General features: G+C 60.4%; 23 protein-coding genes. 16 read left to right on the forward strand and 7 right to left on the reverse strand.

Annotation, left to right across the window (positions count from 1 at the left end):
• Positions 1-26: 26 nt before the first annotated feature.
• Both BLS60_RS18955 and BLS60_RS21410 read right to left on the reverse strand, forming a co-directional pair.
• Positions 27-323 (reverse strand): REP-associated tyrosine transposase, encoded by a 297-nt coding sequence (locus BLS60_RS18955; RefSeq protein ID WP_208597323.1) that lies wholly within the window; start codon positions 321-323, stop codon positions 27-29.
• Between the two features lie 378 nt (positions 324-701).
• Complete coding sequence (locus BLS60_RS21410; RefSeq protein ID WP_143024628.1) at positions 702-1,457, reverse strand: hypothetical protein; 756 nt, start codon at positions 1,455-1,457, stop codon at positions 702-704.
• A gap of 331 nt (positions 1,458-1,788) precedes the next feature.
• Between BLS60_RS21410 and BLS60_RS18960 the strand changes: the two genes are divergently transcribed.
• Both BLS60_RS18960 and azu read left to right on the forward strand, forming a co-directional pair.
• Positions 1,789-2,676 (forward strand): MBL fold metallo-hydrolase, encoded by an 888-nt coding sequence (locus BLS60_RS18960; RefSeq protein ID WP_092371138.1) that lies wholly within the window; start codon positions 1,789-1,791, stop codon positions 2,674-2,676.
• 310 nt (positions 2,677-2,986) lie between these two features.
• Positions 2,987-3,436: an azurin gene (gene azu / locus BLS60_RS18965; protein WP_092371141.1), complete on the forward strand. Its 450-nt coding sequence runs from the start codon at positions 2,987-2,989 to the stop codon at positions 3,434-3,436.
• A 557-nt stretch (positions 3,437-3,993) separates the two neighbouring features.
• On the opposite strand, the gene BLS60_RS18970 is transcribed toward azu, so the two are convergent.
• The gene (locus BLS60_RS18970) at positions 3,994-4,635 is read right to left on the reverse strand and encodes a TetR family transcriptional regulator (RefSeq protein WP_070882719.1); all 642 of its coding nucleotides are present in this window, start codon (positions 4,633-4,635) and stop codon (positions 3,994-3,996) included.
• Positions 4,636-4,719: 84 nt separating this feature from the next.
• Positions 4,720-5,160: a Z-ring associated ZapG family protein gene (locus BLS60_RS18975; protein WP_070882720.1), complete on the reverse strand. Its 441-nt coding sequence runs from the start codon at positions 5,158-5,160 to the stop codon at positions 4,720-4,722.
• A gap of 130 nt (positions 5,161-5,290) precedes the next feature.
• Between BLS60_RS18975 and BLS60_RS18980 the strand changes: the two genes are divergently transcribed.
• From BLS60_RS18980 to zapE, 3 genes are all read left to right on the forward strand, one after another.
• The gene (locus tag BLS60_RS18980) at positions 5,291-5,920 is read left to right on the forward strand and encodes an alpha/beta hydrolase (RefSeq protein WP_092371144.1); all 630 of its coding nucleotides are present in this window, start codon (positions 5,291-5,293) and stop codon (positions 5,918-5,920) included.
• A 137-nt stretch (positions 5,921-6,057) separates the two neighbouring features.
• Positions 6,058-7,407, forward strand: a complete 1,350-nt coding sequence (locus BLS60_RS18985; RefSeq protein WP_092371147.1) for a tryptophan--tRNA ligase — start codon at positions 6,058-6,060, stop codon at positions 7,405-7,407.
• A gap of 260 nt (positions 7,408-7,667) precedes the next feature.
• A complete protein-coding gene (gene zapE, locus BLS60_RS18990; protein ID WP_070882723.1) occupies positions 7,668-8,762 on the forward strand; it encodes a cell division protein ZapE in 1,095 nt (364 codons plus the stop codon).
• 73 nt (positions 8,763-8,835) lie between these two features.
• On the opposite strand, the gene BLS60_RS18995 is transcribed toward zapE, so the two are convergent.
• Positions 8,836-9,852 carry a GlxA family transcriptional regulator gene (locus BLS60_RS18995; protein ID WP_070882724.1) on the reverse strand — a complete coding sequence of 339 codons (1,017 nt, stop codon included), beginning with the start codon at positions 9,850-9,852 and terminating at the stop codon, positions 8,836-8,838.
• A 128-nt stretch (positions 9,853-9,980) separates the two neighbouring features.
• Here BLS60_RS18995 and nfi point away from each other — a divergent pair, with 128 nt between their 5' ends.
• Complete coding sequence (gene nfi / locus BLS60_RS19000) at positions 9,981-10,688, forward strand: deoxyribonuclease V (RefSeq protein ID WP_092371150.1); 708 nt, start codon at positions 9,981-9,983, stop codon at positions 10,686-10,688.
• Between the two features lie 213 nt (positions 10,689-10,901).
• Here nfi and BLS60_RS19005 read toward each other — a convergent pair whose 3' ends face one another.
• Positions 10,902-11,939, reverse strand: coding sequence for an NADP(H)-dependent aldo-keto reductase (locus BLS60_RS19005; protein ID WP_092371153.1), 1,038 nt, complete (start codon positions 11,937-11,939; stop codon positions 10,902-10,904).
• Between the two features lie 248 nt (positions 11,940-12,187).
• Between BLS60_RS19005 and rplM the strand changes: the two genes are divergently transcribed.
• From rplM to BLS60_RS19055, 10 genes are all read left to right on the forward strand, one after another.
• Positions 12,188-12,616: a 50S ribosomal protein L13 gene (rplM, locus tag BLS60_RS19010; protein ID WP_042556349.1), complete on the forward strand. Its 429-nt coding sequence runs from the start codon at positions 12,188-12,190 to the stop codon at positions 12,614-12,616.
• 14 nt (positions 12,617-12,630) lie between these two features.
• Positions 12,631-13,023 (forward strand): 30S ribosomal protein S9, encoded by a 393-nt coding sequence (rpsI, locus tag BLS60_RS19015; RefSeq protein ID WP_070882727.1) that lies wholly within the window; start codon positions 12,631-12,633, stop codon positions 13,021-13,023.
• 475 nt (positions 13,024-13,498) lie between these two features.
• Positions 13,499-14,095 (forward strand): ubiquinol-cytochrome c reductase iron-sulfur subunit, encoded by a 597-nt coding sequence (gene petA, locus BLS60_RS19020; RefSeq protein ID WP_070882728.1) that lies wholly within the window; start codon positions 13,499-13,501, stop codon positions 14,093-14,095.
• Positions 14,092-15,318, forward strand: a complete 1,227-nt coding sequence (locus tag BLS60_RS19025; RefSeq protein WP_092371156.1) for a cytochrome b — start codon at positions 14,092-14,094, stop codon at positions 15,316-15,318. Before petA ends, BLS60_RS19025 begins: the two co-directional genes overlap by 4 nt.
• A complete protein-coding gene (locus BLS60_RS19030; RefSeq protein WP_092371159.1) occupies positions 15,318-16,100 on the forward strand; it encodes a cytochrome c1 in 783 nt (260 codons plus the stop codon). The genes BLS60_RS19025 and BLS60_RS19030 overlap by 1 nt, the downstream gene beginning before the upstream one ends.
• Before the next feature lie 80 nt (positions 16,101-16,180).
• Positions 16,181-16,798 (forward strand): glutathione S-transferase N-terminal domain-containing protein, encoded by a 618-nt coding sequence (locus BLS60_RS19035; protein ID WP_070882731.1) that lies wholly within the window; start codon positions 16,181-16,183, stop codon positions 16,796-16,798.
• Between the two features lie 49 nt (positions 16,799-16,847).
• Positions 16,848-17,270, forward strand: a complete 423-nt coding sequence (locus tag BLS60_RS19040; protein WP_092371162.1) for a ClpXP protease specificity-enhancing factor — start codon at positions 16,848-16,850, stop codon at positions 17,268-17,270.
• A gap of 293 nt (positions 17,271-17,563) precedes the next feature.
• Positions 17,564-17,929, forward strand: coding sequence for a BON domain-containing protein (locus BLS60_RS19045; RefSeq protein WP_070882733.1), 366 nt, complete (start codon positions 17,564-17,566; stop codon positions 17,927-17,929).
• Positions 17,930-17,990: 61 nt separating this feature from the next.
• Positions 17,991-18,188 carry a CsbD family protein gene (locus BLS60_RS19050; protein WP_070882734.1) on the forward strand — a complete coding sequence of 66 codons (198 nt, stop codon included), beginning with the start codon at positions 17,991-17,993 and terminating at the stop codon, positions 18,186-18,188.
• Between the two features lie 146 nt (positions 18,189-18,334).
• Complete coding sequence (locus tag BLS60_RS19055; RefSeq protein WP_092371165.1) at positions 18,335-19,213, forward strand: hypothetical protein; 879 nt, start codon at positions 18,335-18,337, stop codon at positions 19,211-19,213.
• 30 nt (positions 19,214-19,243) lie between these two features.
• On the opposite strand, the gene BLS60_RS19060 is transcribed toward BLS60_RS19055, so the two are convergent.
• Positions 19,244-20,194: a threonine dehydratase gene (locus BLS60_RS19060; RefSeq protein WP_092371168.1), complete on the reverse strand. Its 951-nt coding sequence runs from the start codon at positions 20,192-20,194 to the stop codon at positions 19,244-19,246.
• Between the last annotated feature and the right edge of the window lie 10 nt (positions 20,195-20,204).

The following is a 20,204-nucleotide window of genomic DNA, read 5'->3' on the forward strand; positions in this document are numbered from 1 at the left end:
GGTGGACAAGCTTCGCGTTGTCCACCCTACTTGCTGGATGATAGGCGCTCGCCGGTAGGCAGAGCCCGGGAAACGCCGCTCTTGATCAGCCGCCAACGCACCGCGAAATCTGCATCGCCCGGTGGCAGCGTGCAGAGCGCGTGCAAATGATCGGGAAGGATGACGATGGCGTCGACGCGCCAGGGATGCGGCCGTATCACGTGCGTGAAGCTGGCGCGTAGCAAATCGATATGGTTGACCAGCAAGTCGCTATGGCGATTAGCCAGGTTGAGCGTGAAAAACCAGGTAGCGCCCGGCGTTTTGTCGCGGCGATAGAGCACCATTGCCTGCAGTCCCTTGCAGAAGAAACACCATTCAAATGTAGCCCGGGTCGAGCGGAGCGACACCCGGGATCGGCGCCCTGGGTATCGCTGCGCTCAACCGCAGGCTACGGGTTCTGCTGTTCGTGTGGTTTTATGGAGGCCATTCTCGAATGTGTAGCTTGGATCGAGCGGAGCGACACCCCGGAATCGTCGCCCTGATTATCGCATCGCTCAACCCAGTCTAAGCGCTGTGAAGGGCCAGCTTTGGCCCCTTCGTGGCTCTCGCGGTATCCGTAGCGCTAAATCGCCTACCATTCCGCTCGGCCTTCCGAGGCGGCGTTTGGTTTGTATTCATATATTCGTGCAGGCTTATCGATATTGTGTACCAGTTAGTTATGTCTAAAGACCCTGTACCAAAGTGTACTCAATAGTTGCTGGGCCTGCTTTGTGAATGACGAATCGAGATTTTTTAAAGCCATACTCCGTTCCTGGTAGGTAGTCCAAAGTAACATCTTGCGTGAACGACGGTTTTAGCGTTCCTGCTATTGTGAACTCTCTGTATAGAAAACGAATTTTTCCATCAAGTATTCCAGAATAGATAAGTTCGCTACGAACTGGATACTGCTCGGCGTCTGAAACTACTTCTGTAATTGAGCTTGCGTTAAGTTTTGCTGGGGAGCTCAATCTGGCGGTGTAGTAGGTAGCACCCCTTGAGTCTAACCACCGCCAATAAATTTTATCAGCGTGATCTGTACGACCATCACTGGACAAAAGGCCGCCCTGGGAGAGTCTCCCGTCAGATGTTTTGAATAGTTTAGGATAACGGAAGAAGCGGCCGTCTCCAGAGGTGCCTTCTGAGCGAAGAGTCGTCGGGGGTAATGTAAAAGAGATTTTGTTTAATTTATGCGAGATGTTAGCCGTGGCTGGGCCGTTCATTGAGACGGTTAGGAATGAGGTTTTAGCAGGGGCAAGCATGAGATTGCCTCCGGTAAACATATCTTCACCAACAGCTGCTATGTTTTTTTGAGTATCAGCTATAGTTTCTCGCGGGAGTTGCGTGCCTTGATCTGGAGAGGGCTTTTGCACATTGACTATGTCAGTGGTGCATCCGTAAAACAATATTGTAAACAGAGCTAACAGCAGCGTTTTTTTCATTGTCCATGCTCTTTAGAGTTTTTCATTCTGTTCAGAATCTAAGAGGCGCCTTCGGCATCAATTAGTGCGGCGAGGTGTTTCTGGTGGGCGTCGGATGCGTTCTTGCGGGCCCTAGTTCTTCCTTGAAAGGCGATGGCCGACCTTACTGCGAAATACTGGCTGTGCGCCACCAGAGGGTGATGGCTTTTGGTCGCAGGGGATGGTCTGGGCGGAGCTGGGCCGCGGCATTGATTTGAGCCGTACTGCGCAACAAAGCATTGCAGGTTAGGCCGTATTTCGCGCGAATCGCGCTCTCTATGATGGTCGCACTCTCATCCTTCGAGGCTGTGCCATGAAAGCTCTGCGTCTGTTGCGCCCATTGTTGTTCGGTAGTGTTGCTCTGTCCTTGGCTGGCCATGCGTTGGCGGCCGAGCCGTTGAAGGTGGAGGTTTACAACCCCGGTGCGCAGTCGATTTTTCCGGTGTCGTCGCAGATCGTGTCTGGCCCGACCGAGGCGGTGTTGATCGATGCGCAGTTCCAGCGCAATGACGCCGAGGTGCTGGTGGAGAAGGTTCGTGCCACCGGCAAGAAGCTGACCACGATTTATATCAGCCACAGCGACCCGGATTACTACTTCGGCCTGGATGTGGTGCACAAGGCCTTCCCGGACGCGAAGATCGTGGCTACCAAGGAAACCGTGGCAGCCATCGAGGCGAGCAAGGACGGCAAGCTGGCGCATTGGGGGCCGATCATGGAGGGCAACGCGCCGAAAGCGTTGCTGGTGCCGCAGGCATTGAGCGAGCCGACCCTCAAGGTCGATGGCCAGGTGTTGGAAGTGCGTGGCCCTGAGCCGGCACGTACCTTTGTATGGATTCCATCGCTGAAAACCGTGGTGGGTGGCATTCCGGTGTCGGCCAATATCCATGTGTGGATGGCCGATACTCAGACCGAGCAATCCCGCCGCGATTGGCTGGGCACGCTGGACGCCATCACCGCGTTGAAACCTAAAAAGGTGATCCCAGGCCACTACCTGCCTAACGCCGACGGCAGCCAGCCGGACTCGCCACAAACCGTGATCGATACCCGTGACTATCTGCTGGCTTTCGAGCAGGAGGCCAAGAAGGCAGTCGACTCCAAGCAGTTGATCGGCGCGATGCAGACCCGCTACCCGGGCTTGGCCGATGAGTCTTCTCTGGAGCTGGGTGCTCAGGTCATCAAGGGCGAGGTGAAGTGGCCGTAATAGGCACCACCTGGCGCTTCAGGCTTCGCCTGGCGGTCGTATATGAGGTGTTTAACGGGACGTGCCGCTCGCGCCTTGAGCGTAAGCGGCAAACCACTGCTGCAGGCTGTCAACGATTGTCATGATTCTCTCCTTCAGGTCGTTGGGCACAGAGTAGGGCCTGTGCCATAGTCCGGCCGCTTGTTTGTCTGGATCGCTTCGATAGCTTTTCTGGATGAGCCTGCGGTCTGTTGCCTCAGGTCATGGGAAACGGCCGCGCGATAGGGCACGCTGCACGCAGCTTCTGCTTATTACTGCCAAGGAGACCCCCATGATTCGCAAGTTAGTCGTCGCCTCTGTATTGGCCCTGGCCAGTGCTCCGTTGTTGGCTGCCGAGTGTTCGGTGGAGGTGCATTCCACCGACCAGATGACCTTCGATACCAAGGAGATCAAGGTCAGCAAGAGCTGCAAGACCTTCACTATCGATCTCAAACACGTCGGCAATCTGCCCAAGCACGTGATGGGTCATAACCTGGTGCTAACAGAGACCCGCGACGTGCAGGCCGTCAACACCGACGGTATGGCGGCCGGGGTCGACAAGGGTTACTTGAAGGAGGGCGATGAGCGTGTGATCGCTCACACCAAACTGATCGGAGGCGGTGAATCGGATTCGGTGACCTTCGATGTCAGCAAGCTGGATGCGGCTGAAAGCTATCAATTCTTTTGCTCGTTTCCAGGCCACGCCGCGCTGATGAAAGGTGCGCTTACCCTGGTCGATTGAAAATCGTGTCTCACGCCAAGCCGCTGGTTCGTCAGCGGCTTTTTTATGCCTGTGAAAAAGCAGGTCTGTCGTCAAGTTACGCACAGAGGCTGTTGATAACGCTGTATCGAACGTGTGTGCAACCGTACGCAGGGCTTGGCGTGCGGCGCTTTCAGCCCGTAGCGCTTTTTCTGATCAGGAATTTTATGTTGTAAAACAGAGCGTTGGAGGCATCATCAGGTTGATCTCCAGTAATTGCCCACATCTGCTGTGGGCAGCGTTGTGGATAAGATGCGTATGTCGGTCTGCAGGCCCCGGGCTTGCTGCCCTGACACGTTATGGTTGTTTTTTGATCAGCTGCGTGGTCGCGTGAAAAGCACACCGACTGTGTGTTGAAGTCAATAAATACTTCAATATTTTCAGGATGTTAAAAGCCTGGAGGACGTTATGGAGGCGCGGTTATCCACTCTCACTGTGGAGCAGCCTGTGGATAACGTGGTGGTGGTTTACTCGGGGATTACCAGCGCGTGCGCTGCAGCGCGCTGGTGATTTTTTACTCAGCTGCCGGAGGCGCGCTTCTAGTCTTCGCCACTGTCGCTTGAGCCAATGCCACGCCAGCGTTTGGCACCGATCAGGATAAAGCGCAGCTGCTCGGTCATCTTCGTGTGTGGGCGGCGGTGCAGGGGCAGAGACGCGGACTGCGGGTCGATCAGCTCCGGCAGGGTGGCGAATACGGTTTTCACCACCAGATCGGCCAACATGCTGCGCGCGGGTTCATCGAGATGCTGCAGTTTGGGCAGGCGGCTCAGGTCGCTCGCCAGGTCGGCGGCAATGCCTTCACGAAACGTGGCCAGGGCCATGCGCACGGGCAGCGAGCCGCCGAATTGCTCGCGAGCGAGGAACAGAAACTGGCCGCGGTTCTGCTCCACCGCACTGAGAAATATCTGCACCGAGGCGTCGATCATGCCGCCCAGTTCGAACTCGTTGCGGCGCACTTGGCGCAGCGTGACGCGAAAGGTTTCGCCCACCTCTGCAACCAGCGCCAGGCCGAGGGCGTCCATGTCCTTGAAATGGCGATAGAAGCCGGTTGGCACGATGCCGGCAACACGGGCGACTTCACGCAGGCTGAGGCTGCTGAAGGCCCGCCCGCCGTCGAGCAGCTGACGTGCTGCATCCATCAGCGCCTGACGGGTAGGGTGATGTGGGCTGGGTGATGGCATCGAATCGATTCCCTGTTCTGCCGATTCGGGGTCGTAAAGCAAAACCCCGCCATGCGGCGGGGTTCGAGTTACTCGCGCCGCTGCTTAATAGCGGTTCTTCAGGCCGTAGCCTTCATCGAGCATGCCCGGCACGTCGTCACCCTTGGGCGCGTAGTCCTTGGGCATTTCATTGTCACGCGGCGGGGTCAGGCGGTCGCGCTTCTCGCCAGTCGGCTCGGCGTGCAAGGTGGCGAGCAGGCGTTGGCGCGTCACTTCGTCGAGAGCCAGGCGATCGGCACCGTGCGACAGGTGTTCCTGAACGTCGTGATAACTCTGGGTCAGTTTCTTGACCAGATTGGCGGTGGTGTTGAAGTGGGTAACCACTTCGCTCTGGTAGGCCTCGAAACGTTCCTGCATGTCGTCCAGCTGACGCTGCGTGCGGCTGGGGGCGGCATTGGGCGCAAGGCGGGCGATCAGGAAACCGATGGCGATGCCAGCGACCAGGGTAAGTGCCGGTAGCAACCAGGCGGTGAGCGTCTGTTCCACGAGTCCTTCCTCTCTAAACGGCTTTGCTTTACGTTAACGGCTGGAACCTGCGCTGTACACCGCTAAGTGCTGGTGTGCGCACGTTAAATGCTAGACGAGTCGACCCTGTTCAAGGTCACGGAGTTCACTGTTGCTCATGCGCGAAACCCCCGTAATGATCGCTGGCCCGAGCGGCCAGCTCGAGGCCCTTTCTCTAGAGGTGGCCGAGGCGCGCGGCGTTGCGCTGATCTGCCACCCCAACCCGGTGCAGGGCGGCACCATGCTCAACAAGGTGGTGTCGACCCTGCAACGCACCGCCCGCGATGCCGGTTACCACACCCTGCGTTTCAACTACCGTGGTGTCGGTGCCAGTGCCGGCAGCCATGACATGGGCAGCGGCGAAGTCGATGACGCCGAAGCCGTTGCTCACTGGCTGCGTGCCACCTATCCCGAGCTGCCGTTGACCCTGCTGGGGTTCTCCTTCGGCGGCTTCGTGGCCGCCAGTCTTGGCGCGCGCCTGGAAGGGCAGGGCATCGAGGTGACGAAACTGTTCATGGTCGCTCCCGCCGTGATGCGCCTGAGCGGCGACAACCCGCCGGCCGAGCATTGCCCGCTGGTGGTCATCCAGCCGGACGCCGACGAAGTGGTCGAGCCGCAGCTCGTCTACGATTGGTCCGCCAACCTCGGGCGTGCCCACGAGCTGCTGAAAGTGGCAGAATGCGGCCACTTCTTCCATGGCAAGCTGACGGATCTCAAAGACCTGCTGCTGCCGCGTCTCTGATCTGCTGCGCGTCGCGCCGGCTCCATTCAAACAGGTGGGAGCGCGGTATTTTCCTCGGTAAATACCGCGCCCCGTTTGTTGCGAACCAGCGCCCCGCTCGCGATCATCCAGTTGGTCCACGTAAAGCGAACCCGAACATGACCACTCGTATTCTTACCGGTATCACCACCACCGGCACGCCACACCTGGGCAACTACGCCGGCGCAATTCGTCCGGCCATCGTCGCCAGCCGCAGCCCCGATGCGGACTCGTTCTATTTCCTCGCCGACTACCACGCGCTGATCAAGTGCGACGACCCGCTGCGCATTCAGCGCTCGCGCCTGGAGATCGCCGCGACCTGGCTTGCGCTGGGGCTCGATACCGACCGCGCGACGTTCTATCGCCAGTCCGATATTCCGGAAATCCCCGAGCTGTGCTGGTTGCTGACCTGTGTGGCCGGCAAGGGCCTGCTCAACCGCGCCCACGCCTACAAGGCATCGGTCGACAAGAACGTCGAATCCGGCGAGGACCCGGATGCCGGCGTGACCATGGGCCTGTTCAGTTACCCGATCCTGATGGCTGCGGACATCCTCATGTTCAACGCGCAGAAGGTGCCGGTCGGCCGTGACCAGATCCAGCATGTGGAGATGGCCCGCGACATCGGCCAGCGCTTCAACCACCTGTTCGGCCAGGGCAAGGACCTGTTCAAGCTGCCCGAAGCGGTGATCGAAGAAGACGTCGCCACCTTGCCAGGGCTAGACGGCCGCAAGATGTCGAAGAGCTACGACAACACCATCCCGCTGTTCTCCAACTCCAAGCAACTCAAGGATGCCGTGGCGCGCATCGTTACCGACTCCAAACTGCCTGGCGAAGCCAAAGACCCGGACAACTCGCACCTCTTCACGCTGTACCAGGCCTTTGCCGCACCGACCCAGCAGGCTGACTTCCGCGCCGCGCTGGTCGGCGGCATGGCCTGGGGCGAAGCCAAGCAGGCGCTTTACGAGTTGCTGGAAGCCGAGCTGGGCGAGGCGCGCGAGCGCTATCACACCCTGATTGCCCGTCCGGCGGATCTGGAAGACATTCTGCTCGCAGGCGCCGCCAAGGCACGCAAGATCGCGACGCCGTTCCTCGGTGAACTGCGTGAGGCGGTTGGCTTGCGCTCGTTCCGCAGCCAGGCGACCGGTAGCGACACGGTCAAGAAGAAGGCCGCCAAGCGCGCCCGTTTCGTCAGCTTCCGCGACGAAGACGGCAGCTTCCGCTTCCGCTTGCTGGATGTTGACGGCGAGCAGCTGCTGCTCTCGCCAGCCTTCGCCGACGGCAAGGCTGCCGGGCAGGCGAGCAAGCGCCTGCAGGCCGGTGAGCCGCTGGATATCCGTGTGCAGGGCAACGCTTTCGGCGTGTGGCTGGATGAGCAGCAGGTTGGCGAAAGCCCGGCCTTCGCCGACGCAGCTGCCACCGAAGCCGCGATTACCCGCTTGCGCGAAGCGCTGGCGCCAGAAGAAGCCTGAGCCGGTCAGCAGGGTGGATCACGCTGCATCGATCCACCTTGACGGTGCGCCGCGAGACCATTGGGTCTCGAGTGTTGAGCGCACCGGGTGATGTGTTCACGCCGCAAAGAAGCCTGACACCATTGGTGAGGCTGGCGGTCTGAGCCAACAAGTCACCCAGCTACCGACTGCAAAACCTCGCCGCCCGTAGGGGCTATTTGCCATTCCGCGGGGGCGTCGCTAAAGTGTCGCCCCCGCTTTATTTGCCCGGTTTACGCACTATGACCCCGCTCGAACGCTACCAGGCCGACCTCAAACGTCCGGACTTCTTCCACGATGCCGCTCAGGAAAAGGCCGTGCGCCACCTGCAGCGCCTGTACGACGAACTGATCGCCGATGATCGCAGCAAGCCCGGCGTGTTCGGCAAGCTGTTCGGCAAGAAGACCGTCACGCCGGTAAAGGGCCTGTACTTCTGGGGCGGCGTCGGCCGCGGCAAGACCTACCTGGTCGACACCTTCTTCGACGCGCTGCCGTTCAAGGAAAAGGAGCGCACGCACTTTCACCGCTTCATGAAGCGCGTGCACGAAGAGATGCGCACCCTCAAGGACGTCAAGAACCCGCTGACCGTGATCGGTAAGCGCTTTTCCGAGCAGTTCCGGGTGATCTGCTTCGACGAGTTCTTCGTGTCCGACATCACCGATGCGATGATCCTGGCGACGCTTCTTGAGGAAATGTTCAAGAACGGCGTGACCCTGGTATCTACCTCCAACATCGTGCCGGACGGTCTCTACAAGGACGGCCTGCAGCGCTCGCGCTTCCTGCCGGCCATCGAGCTGCTCAAGGTGCACACCGAGATCGTCAACGTCGACAGCGGCATCGATTACCGTCTGCGGGCGCTGGAGCAAGCCGAGCTGTTCCACTTTCCACTGGGCGAGGCCGCTGAGCAGAGCCTGGAGAAGAGCTTCAAGAGTTTGCTGCATGAGAAAGCCAGCGTGCAGGAAAACGAAGCGCTGATGATCGAGAACCGCGCCATCACTGCTCGCCGTGTCGGCGGCGATGTGGGCTGGTTCGATTTCCGCGAGCTGTGCGACGGCCCGCGTAGCCAGAACGACTACATCGAACTGGGCAAGATCTTCCACTCGGTGATCCTCTCCAACGTCGAGCAGATGAGCGTGGCCAAGGAAGACATGGCCCGGCGCTTCATCAACCTGGTGGACGAGTTCTACGACCGCAACGTCAAGCTGATCATCTCTGCCGAAGTGGAACTCAAGGACCTGTACACCGGAGGTCGCCTGAGCTTCGAGTTCCAGCGCACCCTGAGCCGCTTGCTGGAAATGCAGTCCCACGAGTTTCTGTCGCGCCCGCACAAGCCCTGATCGACTGAACGTGGCCAAGGCCGCACGCCCGCTTCGTTGAGAAGCAGGGCGCGCGGCTTTTTTATGACCGCGGTTAGGCGCGGCTGGTGGGCTGCTGGGTCTGCTGTTGGAATTGTTGGCGGTAGTGGTTGGGCGACAAGCCGGTGTGCTGGCGGAACAGGCGGGCGAAGAAGCTGGCATCGTCGTAGCCGATCTCGTAGCTGACCGTCTTGATGCTCTTCGCTGAGGACGACAGCAAGCCCTTGGCCGTTTCGATGCGCAGCCTTTGCAGGTAATACAGCGGTTTGTCGCCGGTGGCCGCGTGGAAGCGGCGCATGAAATTACGGATGCTCATGCCATGCTCACGGGCGACGTCTTCGAAGCGAAAACGCTCGGCGAAGTGATCCTCAAGCCATTGCTGGATCTGCAGGATCTTCGGGTCCTGATGCTGCTTCTGGCCGCCGAAGCCGATGCGCCCCGGCGTGTAGCTGCGGCGCACTTCGTAGAGGATGTCGCGGGCCACACTCTGCGCCACGCTGGTGCCACAGAAACGTTCGATCAGGTAGATATACAGATCGCACGCTGATGTCGGGCCGGCTACGCAGTACAGGTTATCCGCGTCGGTCAGGTGCTTGTCCTGGTTGAGCACCACGGCGGGAAAACGCGTGGAGAACTCGCCGAAGAACCGCCAACAGGTGGTCGCCTCCTTGCCGTCGAGCAGGCCGCTGGCAGCCAGCCAGAACGCTCCGTTGGCTTCCCCGCAGAGGCTGGCGCCGGCGGCGTGGCGCTCGCGTAGCCAATCGAACACGTGCGGGTAGCGGCTGCTTAGCGCGTCGTAATCGTCCCAGAACGCCGGCAGGATAATCAGCTCGGCCTGGTCATCGAGCGGGCCGTCGACCGGCAGTTGCACGTCGCTGAAGCTGCGTACCGGCAAACCGTCCGGGCTGACCAGGCGCACCTCGAAGGTAGGCACCAGCCCCAGGCCCTGTTGTTTGCCGTGGCGCAAGCCGGCCATATGAAAGAAATCTCTGGCTTGCATGAGGGTCGAAGCGAATACGCCGGGCGTGGCGAGAATGCTCACCCGAGTGAGCGGGGATAGCAGGCTGGGCATGGCTGTTGTTCTTATTCGAGTGATTGGGCCAGCTGATGGTGAAGCTGTCAGGCTGTGGCTGAATCGTCTTCTTTTATCAGTGCTGCGTCCAGCGTGGTCTTGCAATCTTTGTTCAAGGAGCTGTCGCCATGATCGCCTTTTCCGAACTCGCCGCCTCGCCATTCGCCGACTGGGATGGCACCCCGGCCGCGGCGAGAATCCTGCAGAAACAGCTGGCCGAGCAGGTTTGCCTGGACGATGACTTTGCGCCGCTGCGGCTGCTCGCCGGGGTCGATGTCGGCTTCGAGGAGGGCGGCACCATCACCCGCGCCGCGGCGATCCTGCTCGACGCGCAAACCCTGCAGCCGATCGCCGAGTGCGTGGCGCGCATTCCCACCAGCATGCCCTACGTGCCGGGCCTGCTGTCGTTTCGTGAGCTGCCGGCGCTGATCGACGCGCTGGCGGGGCTGCCATCGGAGCCGGACCTGATCGTGGTCGATGGCCACGGTATCGCCCACCCGCGTGGCCTGGGCATTGCCGCTCACCTCGGGGTCGTCAGCGGCCGGCCCACCATTGGTGTGGCGAAGAAGATCCTTACCGGATCGCACGGTGAACTGGGTGAGGAGCGGGGCGACAAGGTCGAGTTGCTCGATCGCCAGGGCCGGCAGATCGGCTGGATGCTACGCAGCAAGCGCAAGGTGCGGCCGCTGATCGTCTCGCCGGGCCATCGGGTGAGCATGGCGACTGCAGCAGAGCTGGTGTTGAGCTGGGATACCGGCTATCGGTTACCGGAGCCGACGCGGCTGGCTGATCGCCTGGCTTCACGGCGTGATAGGAAGGGCCCCACGCTTCTCTAGGCCGCTTGGTGCAAGGATATGATGGGCTGTCGCCCACCCTGCCGGCTGAAAGAGCTCACGCAACGTAGCCCGGTGTTGAGCGCAGCGATACCCAGGGCAGTATTGGCATCACCATCGTAGGCAAGACCGAACCTGGGTATCGCTGCGCTCAACCGCAGGCTACGGACGCGGGGCGATATTCCCGAAGGCACATCGCCCCGCAAGGACGCCGCTTTATGGCGCAGGGTTGGGCTGTGCCTTGTGAATTGCCTCGATGCCTTCCAGCACGGCATCGCTGAGTGTCAGCTCGCTGCTCGCCAGGTTGGCTTCCAGATGCTCCAGCGAGGTGGCGCCGATGATGTTGCTGGTCACGAACGGACGGCTGGTGACGAACGCCAGGGCCATCTGTGCAGGGTCCAGGCCGTGCTCGCGCGCCAGCGCCACATAGCGCGAACAGGCCGCCACGGTTTCCGGGCTGTTGTAGCGGGCGAAGCGGCTGAACAGGGTGAGGCGGGCGTTATCCGGGCGGGCGCCGTTCTCGTATTTGCCGGTCAGCATGCCGAACGCCAATGGCGAATAGGCGAGCAGGCCGCATTGTTCGCGGATTGCCACTTCCGCCAGGCCCACTTCGAAGCTGCGGTTGAGCAGGTTGTAGGGGTTCTGGATGGAAACCACCCGTGACATGCCGCGGCGCTCGGCCGCCTGCAGGAATTTCATGGTGCCCCATGGGGTTTCGTTGGACAGGCCGATATGGCGGATCTTGCCGGCTTTGACCTGCTCGTCGAGCGCGTCGAGAATGTCCTCGATGGGCGTGGAGTCGCTGTCCTGGTGGTTGTAGCCAAGCTGACCGAAGAAGTTGGTCGGGCGCTCAGGCCAGTGCAGCTGATACAGATCGATCCAGTCGGTCTGCAGGCGTTTGAGGCTGGCATCCAGCGCTGCCACGATGTGTTCGCGGTTGTGCTTGAGCTGGCCGTCGCGAATATGCGTGATGCCATTGCCCGGGCCGGCGATCTTGCTGGCCAGAATCCAGTCGGCACGGTCGCCACGCTGCTTGAAGTATTCACCGATGATCTGTTCGGTCTTGCTGTAGGTTTCGGCGCGCGGCGGTACCGGGTACATCTCCGCAGTGTCGATGAAATTGATGCCGTAGGCCTTGGCACGATCGATCTGCGCAAATGCCTCTGGGGCGTCGTTCTGCTCCCCCCAGGTCATGGTGCCCAGGCACAGTGCGCTGACATTCAGGTCGGTTTGGCCGAGCGGGCGGTATTCCATTGGAGAGTCCTCTGACAAAAAAGCCCATACAAGCAGGTTGAAATTTTTTTCGCAATCAGGATAATCCGCCTCCTCTTTCTGCGGTGGAAGTGATGCGCCGCCTGCCGAAGATTCTTGCCGTACGCGGACGCGCTGACCCGAGCCCCCGAATAGCGCCCGCATCCGGCTGCCTTTGACTTGTCAAAGTACGCACTATTCAGTAAGATCCGCCGTCTATTTTTGCTGGGCGGCCCCTGAGGCTATAAAGAATGAAAACTTTTACCGCTAAACCAGAAACAGTAAAGCGCGACTGGTTTGTGATCGACGCTGCTGGCCAGACCCTGGGTCGTCTGGCTACTGAAATCGCTAGCCGCCTGCGTGGCAAGCACAAGCCCGAGTACACCCCTCACGTTGACACCGGCGACTACATCGTCGTCATCAACGCCGAGCAGGTTCGTGTGACCGGTGCCAAGACCACCGACAAAATGTACTACTCGCACTCCGGTTTCCCGGGTGGCATCAAGTCGATCAGCTTCGACAAGCTGATCGCCAAGGCGCCTGAGCGCGTGATCGAGACCGCGGTCAAGGGCATGCTGCCTAAGAACCCGCTGGGTCGCGACATGTACCGTAAGCTGAAAGTCTATGCGGGCGCTGCTCACCCTCATACTGCTCAGCAGCCTCAAGAACTGAAGATTTAACGGAATAGTTCATTATGTCGGCGACTCAAAATTACGGCACTGGCCGTCGCAAGACCGCAACCGCACGCGTTTTCCTGCGTCCGGGTACTGGCAAGATCTCCATCAACAACCGCACCCTGGAAACGTTCTTCGGTCGTGAAACTGCCCGCATGGTAGTTCGCCAGCCGCTGGAACTGACCGAGATGGGCGAGAAGTTCGACATCTACGTTACCGTTATCGGTGGCGGTGTGAGCGGTCAAGCTGGTGCGATCCGTCACGGTATCACCCGCGCTCTGATGGACTACGACGAGACTCTGCGTCCGGCTCTGCGTAAAGCAGGCTACGTGACCCGCGATGCTCGTGAAGTCGAGCGTAAGAAAGTTGGTCTGCGTAAAGCGCGTAAGCGTCCTCAGTACTCCAAGCGTTAATTCGCTTCGGTACGCAAAAAACGCCCAGTTTCCTCACGGAGCTGGGCGTTTTTTTATGCCCGGTATTTGTCTTCTGTCATGCGCGGCAGTGCCTGAACGCAGCGGTTGCCTGCGAAGTCACCGCTTCGTTGATGCGCGTCATGAGTCTCCTCGCGCGGCTATGCGAATCTCGCGCCGGATTGCAGCAGAGCTGGAGAGGGCGTCTGTCCACCATCCTTCGAGCGCCGCGAGTGGTAACCCCTGCTCAGGCAGGCGCGCCGCAGGAATGGATAGTGGCCTGCGAAGGTGGCACGCTCGCGACATCACGTCGCCGCGGCGCAGCCCTTGCCCGCCAAGCGCTTCACTCTTTTGGTAACGAGATAACCGTTGGTCGTGAATGGTTTCATTCATTACCATCTGGCCGCTTTTCTGCGCGACCAACACTTATTTATCACAGGCCTGACAACAGGCCGGAAGGCGGATGGGAGACGACTGAATGAGCAATGACGGCGTGAATGCGGGCCGGCGTCGCTTTCTGGTGGCAGCCACTTCGGTGGTCGGTGCTGCCGGGGCGGTGGGGGCTGCAATTCCGTTTGTAGGGTCGTGGTACCCGAGCGCCAAGGCCAAGGCCGCGGGTGCTCCGGTCAAGGTGAACGTCGGCAAGATCGAGCCTGGTCAGCAGATGGTTGCCGAGTGGCGCGGCCAGCCGGTGTTCATCATGCGCCGCACCGAGGCGATTCTGGGCAATCTCGCGAGGATCGAGGAGCAGCTGGCCGACGCCGACTCGCGCAAATCCGTGCAGCCTGCTTACGTCGACCCGAAAACCCGCTCGATCAAACCCGAAATTCTGCTGCTGGTCGGCTTGTGTACTCATCTGGGCTGCGCACCATCATTCCGCCCCGAGGTGGCGCCTGCCGATCTCGGCGAGAACTGGGTCGGCGGTTATTTCTGCCCGTGCCACGGCTCGCGTTACGACCTTGCCGGCCGCGTCTACAAATCGCAGCCAGCGCCGCTGAATCTGCCAGTGCCGCCGCATACCTACGAGTCGGCTGACGTGATCATCATCGGCGTCGATCAGGAGCAAGCAGGATGAGCAAATTCATGGAGTGGGTGGACGCACGCTTCCCCGCCACCAAGATGTGGAACGACCACCTCGCCAAGTACTACGCGCCGAAGAACTTCAACTTCCTGTATTTCTTCGGCTCCCTGGCACTGCTGGTGCTGGTCAACCAGCTGCTCACCGGCGTCTGGCTGACCATGAGCTACACGCCTACCGCCGAGGCGGCCTTCGCCTCCGTCGAGGGCATCATGCGTGACGTGCGCACCGGTGATACGCCCCACGGCGCGATCCTGCGCTACATGCACTCGACCGGCGCCTCGGCGTTCTTCATCGTCGTCTACCTGCATATGTTCCGTGGCCTGCTTTATGGCTCGTACCAGAAGCCCCGCGAGCTGGTGTGGATCTTCGGCATGTTGATCTACCTGATGCTGATGGCCGAAGCGTTCATGGGTTACCTGCTGCCGTGGGGGCAGATGTCCTACTGGGGTGCCCAGGTGATCATCTCGTTGTTCGGTGCCATTCCCTTCATCGGTGATGCGCTGACGGAGTGGATTCGCGGCGACTACCTGATCTCCGGCATCACCCTGAACCGTTTCTTCGCCCTGCACGTGGTGGCCCTGCCGATCGTCATTCTCGGTCTGGTGGTGCTGCACATCCTGGCGTTGCACGAGGTCGGCTCGAACAACCCGGATGGCATCGACATCAAGAAGTACAAGGACGAGAACGGCATTCCACTCGACGGCATTCCCTTCCACCCGTACTACACGGTGAAGGATATCGTCGGTGTGGTGGTGTTCCTGTTCGTGTTCTGCTTCGTGGTGTTCTTCTTCCCCGAGATGGGTGGCTACTTCCTCGAGAAGCCCAACTTCGAGCAGGCCAACCCGTTCAAGACCCCCGAGCACATCGCCCCGGTGTGGTACTTCACACCGTTCTACGCAATCTTGCGGGCAATTCCAGACAAGCTCATGGGCGTCATCGCCATGGGCGCGGCCATCGCCGTGCTGTTCGTGTTGCCCTGGCTGGATCGCAGCCCGGTGCGCTCGATGCGCTACAAGGGCTGGCTGAGCAAGCTCTGGTTACTGGTGTTCTGCGTGTCCTTCGTGATTCTCGGCGTGCTGGGCGTGTTACCGCCGACGCCGGGCCGTACGCTGCTGTCGCAGCTCTGCACGGCGCTGTACTTCGCGTACTTCATCCTGATGCCGTTTTACACAAGGATGGAGAAGACCAAACCGGTTCCTGAAAGGGTGACAGGCTGATGAGAACGCTATTTGCTGCATGTTTGATCGCCGTGTTGCCTGCACTCTCCCTGGCGGCTGGTGGACATGATGTGAAACTGGACAGCGCCGATATCGACCTGACCGACAAGGCGGCGCTGCAGGATGGCGCGCGCACCTTCGCCAACTATTGCATGGGTTGCCACAGCGCCAAGTTCCAGCGCTACGAGCGGGTCGCCGCGGATATCGGTATTTCCGAAGAACAGATGCTGGAGAACCTGGTGTTCACGGGCGCCAAGATTGGCGACCACATGAACATCGGCATGAAGCCCGAGGACGCCAAGCGCTGGTTTGGCGCGGCGCCGCCCGACCTGACTCTGGTAGCGCGGGTGCGCGGCAACGATTGGCTGTACACCTACCTGCGCACTTTCTACGACGATCCGGGCCGGCCGCTGGGTGCCAACAACTTGGTGTTCCCCAATGTCGGCATGCCCAATGTGCTGGGCACGCTGCAAGGGCGCCAGTACATGGGCTGCAAGCAGGTGCCGGTGGTAGAAAACGGCAAGAAGCAGTACGACCCGCTGACCGGCAATCCGCTTACTCACGAAGGTTGCGACCAGTTGGTGCTCGAGCCCGATAGCGGTGCGCTCAGCCCGCAGGCGTTCGACGACAAGGTGCGCAACCTAGTGACCTTCCTGGCCTACTCGGCAGACCCCAACAAGCTGCACATGCGACGCATCGGCACGTATGTGTTGCTGTACCTGGCGGTCTTCTTCGTGTTCGCCTACCTACTCAAACGTGAGTATTGGAAGGACGTGCACTGACCGCATCCGGTATCATGGCCGACCTGCGCGCTCTTTTGGGGCGCGCAGGTTTTTTTGCGTTATAAATCTGGAGGATCGCCTTGGCTGCGACCAACAAGCTGGCCTGTTTTTCCGACCCTGCCGACCACTATTCTCACCGCGTACGCATCGTGCTCGCCGAGAAGAGCGTTACCGCGGAGATCATCAGCGTCGAGCCGGGCCGTCTGCCGACCCAACTACTGGAAGCCAACCCCTACGCGAGCATGCCGACTCTGGTCGATCGTGACCTGGCGCTGTACGAGCCGACGGTGATCATGGAGTACCTGGAGGAGCGCTACCCGCACCCTCCGCTGATGCCGGTTTATCCGGTCGCGCGCGGCAACACCCGTTTGCTGATGCACCGCATCCAGCGCGATTGGTGCTCGCTGGTCGACCTGATCCTCGACCCGCGCAGCAAGGAGCCGGCCCGCGTGCAGGCGCGCAAGGAGCTGCGTGAAAGCCTGACCGGTGTATCGCCGCTGTTTGCCGACAAGGCATTTTTTCTCAGCGACGAGCTGAGCTTGGTAGACTGCTGCCTGTTGCCGATTCTGTGGCGCCTGCCGGTGCTCGGAATCGAATTGCCAAGGCCGGCCAAGCCGCTGCTCGACTACATGGACAGACAGTTCGCGCGCGAGAGTTTTCGCCAGAGCCTGTCCGCTGTAGAACGGGACATGCGTTGATCCATTTTCTGTACGCGGCGCAGGCCGCGTATCCAAGCCAGGAGGTTTGATGAACTCCAGTCGTCCTTACCTGATTCGCGCGCTTTATCAGTGGATCGTCGACAACGATTGCACGCCGCATTTGCTGGTCAACGCCGAGTACCCTGGGGTTCGCGTGCCCACCGGCTTCGTCAGCGACGGGCAGATCGTCCTCAACGTATCGCCCACCGCTGTGCGCGAACTGGATATTGGCAATGCTGCCGTGAGCTTCGAAGGCCGTTTTGGCGGCGTCGCGCACAATTTGTTCGTGCCTGCACCCGCAGTGCTGGCGATATACGCCCGTGAAAACGGCCAGGGCATGGTCTTCGATCTGGAGCCGCCAGCGCCGCAGCCCGATGTTGCCGAGGTCGAGGATCTTACCCAGGAGCAGGGGCCTCCCGACGATGAGCCGCCGCGCCCGAGCGGGCGACCGAGCCTGAAGGTCGTCAAGTAATCAGCGCACTGCAGCCCTTGGAAATGCCGCTCACTCGAGCGGCATTTTCGTTTTTCACCCCAGCCAGGTAAGCGGCGTGGCGACGCTCATGACCTTATCGTGCAATCTGCCTGAGCCGTTTCGCTTGAAGTTGCAGTTTGCACGGGATCATATGCTTGCGTAACTTTATAAGTTATTGATTTAAATGATTTTTATCGTATTTAAAAAGCTGGCACAGCGCTTGCGATAGTTACTAGCAAGCCAGGCCCATCAACGGTGCTGGCTCCTTTTGTGAATAACTAGGAGTGCTACCCATGAAACAGCCAATCAATAAGTTCGCTTTTGCCGCTATCACTGCGACCGCCCTGAGCTTGTCCGTGGCGGGTACCGCTTTCGCTGATACCGTCAACACCACCCAACCAACTATGTTGGCTGCTAACAGCATGGATAAAGCTGAAGAAGCTGTATCCGATACCTGGATCACCAGCAAAGTGAAATCCACTTTCCTGGCAGACGACGGCCTTAGCGGTCTGGATATCAAAGTTGAAACCAACAAGGGTGTTGTTGCCCTGTCCGGTGTGGTTGCCACTGAAGCCGAGCGTGATCTCGCAGTCGCCAAAGCCAAAGAAATCAAAGGCGTTCAAGCGGTCTCCGCTGACGGCCTGAAAACTGCTGACTGATCATGTTTCCGGGCAGGCTCGCCGAGCCTGCTTTCCTCCCCGTATGCAGGAGAACCGAATCATGAATTCCGACATTATCAAAGGTAAGTGGAAGCAGCTCAGCGGTGATATGAAAACCCGTTGGGGCAAGCTGACCGACGACGACGTAGATGTCGCCGAAGGCCATAGCGAATACCTGGCTGGCAAGCTGCAGGAACGTTATGGCTGGACCAAAGACAAGGCCGAAGAAGAATTGCGCGATTTCCGCAGCAAGTACTGATTCGCCGCTGGCGTTGAATTAGCCACCGTTTTCCCAAGAAGCCCCGGTCGATGCCGGGGCTTTTTGTTTTCCGCGTTTTTTTACTGCTTCAAGTTTGCCTGTGCTGAGCCGATACCCTGACACATTCGTCAGGCGCAGGACGCAGCATGTCGACTATCTCCACCAGCAGCGCAGCCCCCGTTAAAACGCCGATTGCTCGAACATCGAGTGACGCCGCCGCACACGCTTCGAGCGCGGCCAGCGAGCGTGAAAAACAGCAGTCCTCGGTCACCCTTACCCTCAGCGACTACACCCAGAAGCGCATGAAGACCATGCGCGAAGCGACGGCAAAGTTGCGCGCGATGCAGGCCAATCAGCAGGAGTCGCGCAAGGAAGCTGCTCGCCAGCGCCTCGAAGACATCAAAAAGCGCATTGAAATGCTCAAGCAGTTGGTCATGGCCCTCGGCCCGTCTGCCGCGAAAGGCGCGTTGCGGCAGATCAAGCAGCTGGCTCAGGAACTGGGCCAGGCCGCCTCGGTGCTCAAGGAGCCGTCCGGTGGAGGCACGGCCACTGTGAATGCGGGTGCCGCTCAGCCCTCTAACGGCGCCAACGAGGGCGCTGCAGCAAGCGAAATCGCGACTGCGGTGGAGGCGCCCAGTGAGGTGCCGCCGGAAGTCGAGCCCGACCCTGATGCACAGGTGGCGGCTTCTGCTGCTAACGAGCAAGCATCTTCTGAAGAGGGCGATGCCCAGGCAGACGCTGACGGCAATGGCGAGCAAACCGAAACCGTCATGGAGCAAGCCCGTAATGATCGCGATGATCGGCAGCGCCGCGCCGATGCCGAGGAGCTGAAGAAGGTCGCCGGCCAGCTCAAGCAGCTGCTGTCGATGGTCAAGGCGCAGCTCAGTGGCAAGCCGGACAAGGAGAGCGAGAAGCTACTTGATGACATCGACAAGCAACTGGCCGAGGTCGAAAAGGCCAGCATCGATATGGGCGGTGGTGGTGTGTCGATTTCGCTCGGTTCGATGGTATCGATCAGCGTCTGAGCCTTACGGCCCTGCCTGGCTCCGCGCGCCTCAGGCGAGTATCGACGCCAGCGCCGCGCGGTCGATATTCGCGCCGCTAAGTACCACGGCCGCACGTTCGCCGCGATTGACCTCGCTTTCCTGAATCAGCGCCGCCAGGGCTGCCGCTCCGGCACCTTCGGCGAGGTTGTGGGTGTCCTCATGAAAGATGCGAATCGCCTGGCGAATCTCGTCGTCATCGACACGCACGATACGCGCGGCACCGGCGCGGATGATCTCCAGCGCCTCGGGCTGCGGCATGCGGCAGGCCATGCCATCGGCGATGGTCTCGGCGCTGTCGGTGCAGATGATTCGCCCGGCGGCAAAGCTCTGCGCATAGCCGTCTGCGGCGGCGCTTACCACGCCGATCACTTCGGTATCCAGACCGAGCAGGTCGCGGGTACGGATCACCCCGCAGATGCCCGAGCCCAGCCCGATGGGTACATAGATGCGCTTCAACGGCGGCGCCGCCTCGAACAGCTCCAGCGCGTAGGTGGCCACCCCGCAAATAAGATCCGGGTGTAATGACGGCACGAAATGCAGGCCGCGCTGCGCTGCCAGTTCGGCGGCTTTGCCACGGGCCTCGTCGAAGTCGCGGCCGTACTCGATGACCTCGGCGCCCAGGGCTGCCATCGCCGCATTCTTCTCACGGGCGTTGCCCTGTGGCACCACGATGCTGATCGGCACCCCGGCCTTGCGGGCGGCGAGCGCCATGCTTTGCCCATGATTGCCGCGGGTCGCTGATACCAGTCCGGCGGTGGTCGGCTCGCGACGCATCAAGGCGTCCACGTAGACCAGGCCGCCGCGCACCTTGAAGGCACCAGTCGGCGTGTGGTTCTCGTGCTTGACCCACACCTCGCAGCCCAGTCGTTCGGCCAGCAGCGGCCAGGCGAACTGTGGCGTCGCCGGGACGCTGGGGCGAATCAGGGTGGCGGCTTGGCGTAGCGCGGCTAGGTCGAACATCTGGGGGCTC

It is taken from the genome of Phytopseudomonas seleniipraecipitans (genome assembly GCF_900102335.1).
GTDB classification, from domain to species: Bacteria; Pseudomonadota; Gammaproteobacteria; order Pseudomonadales; family Pseudomonadaceae; genus Aquipseudomonas; species Aquipseudomonas seleniipraecipitans.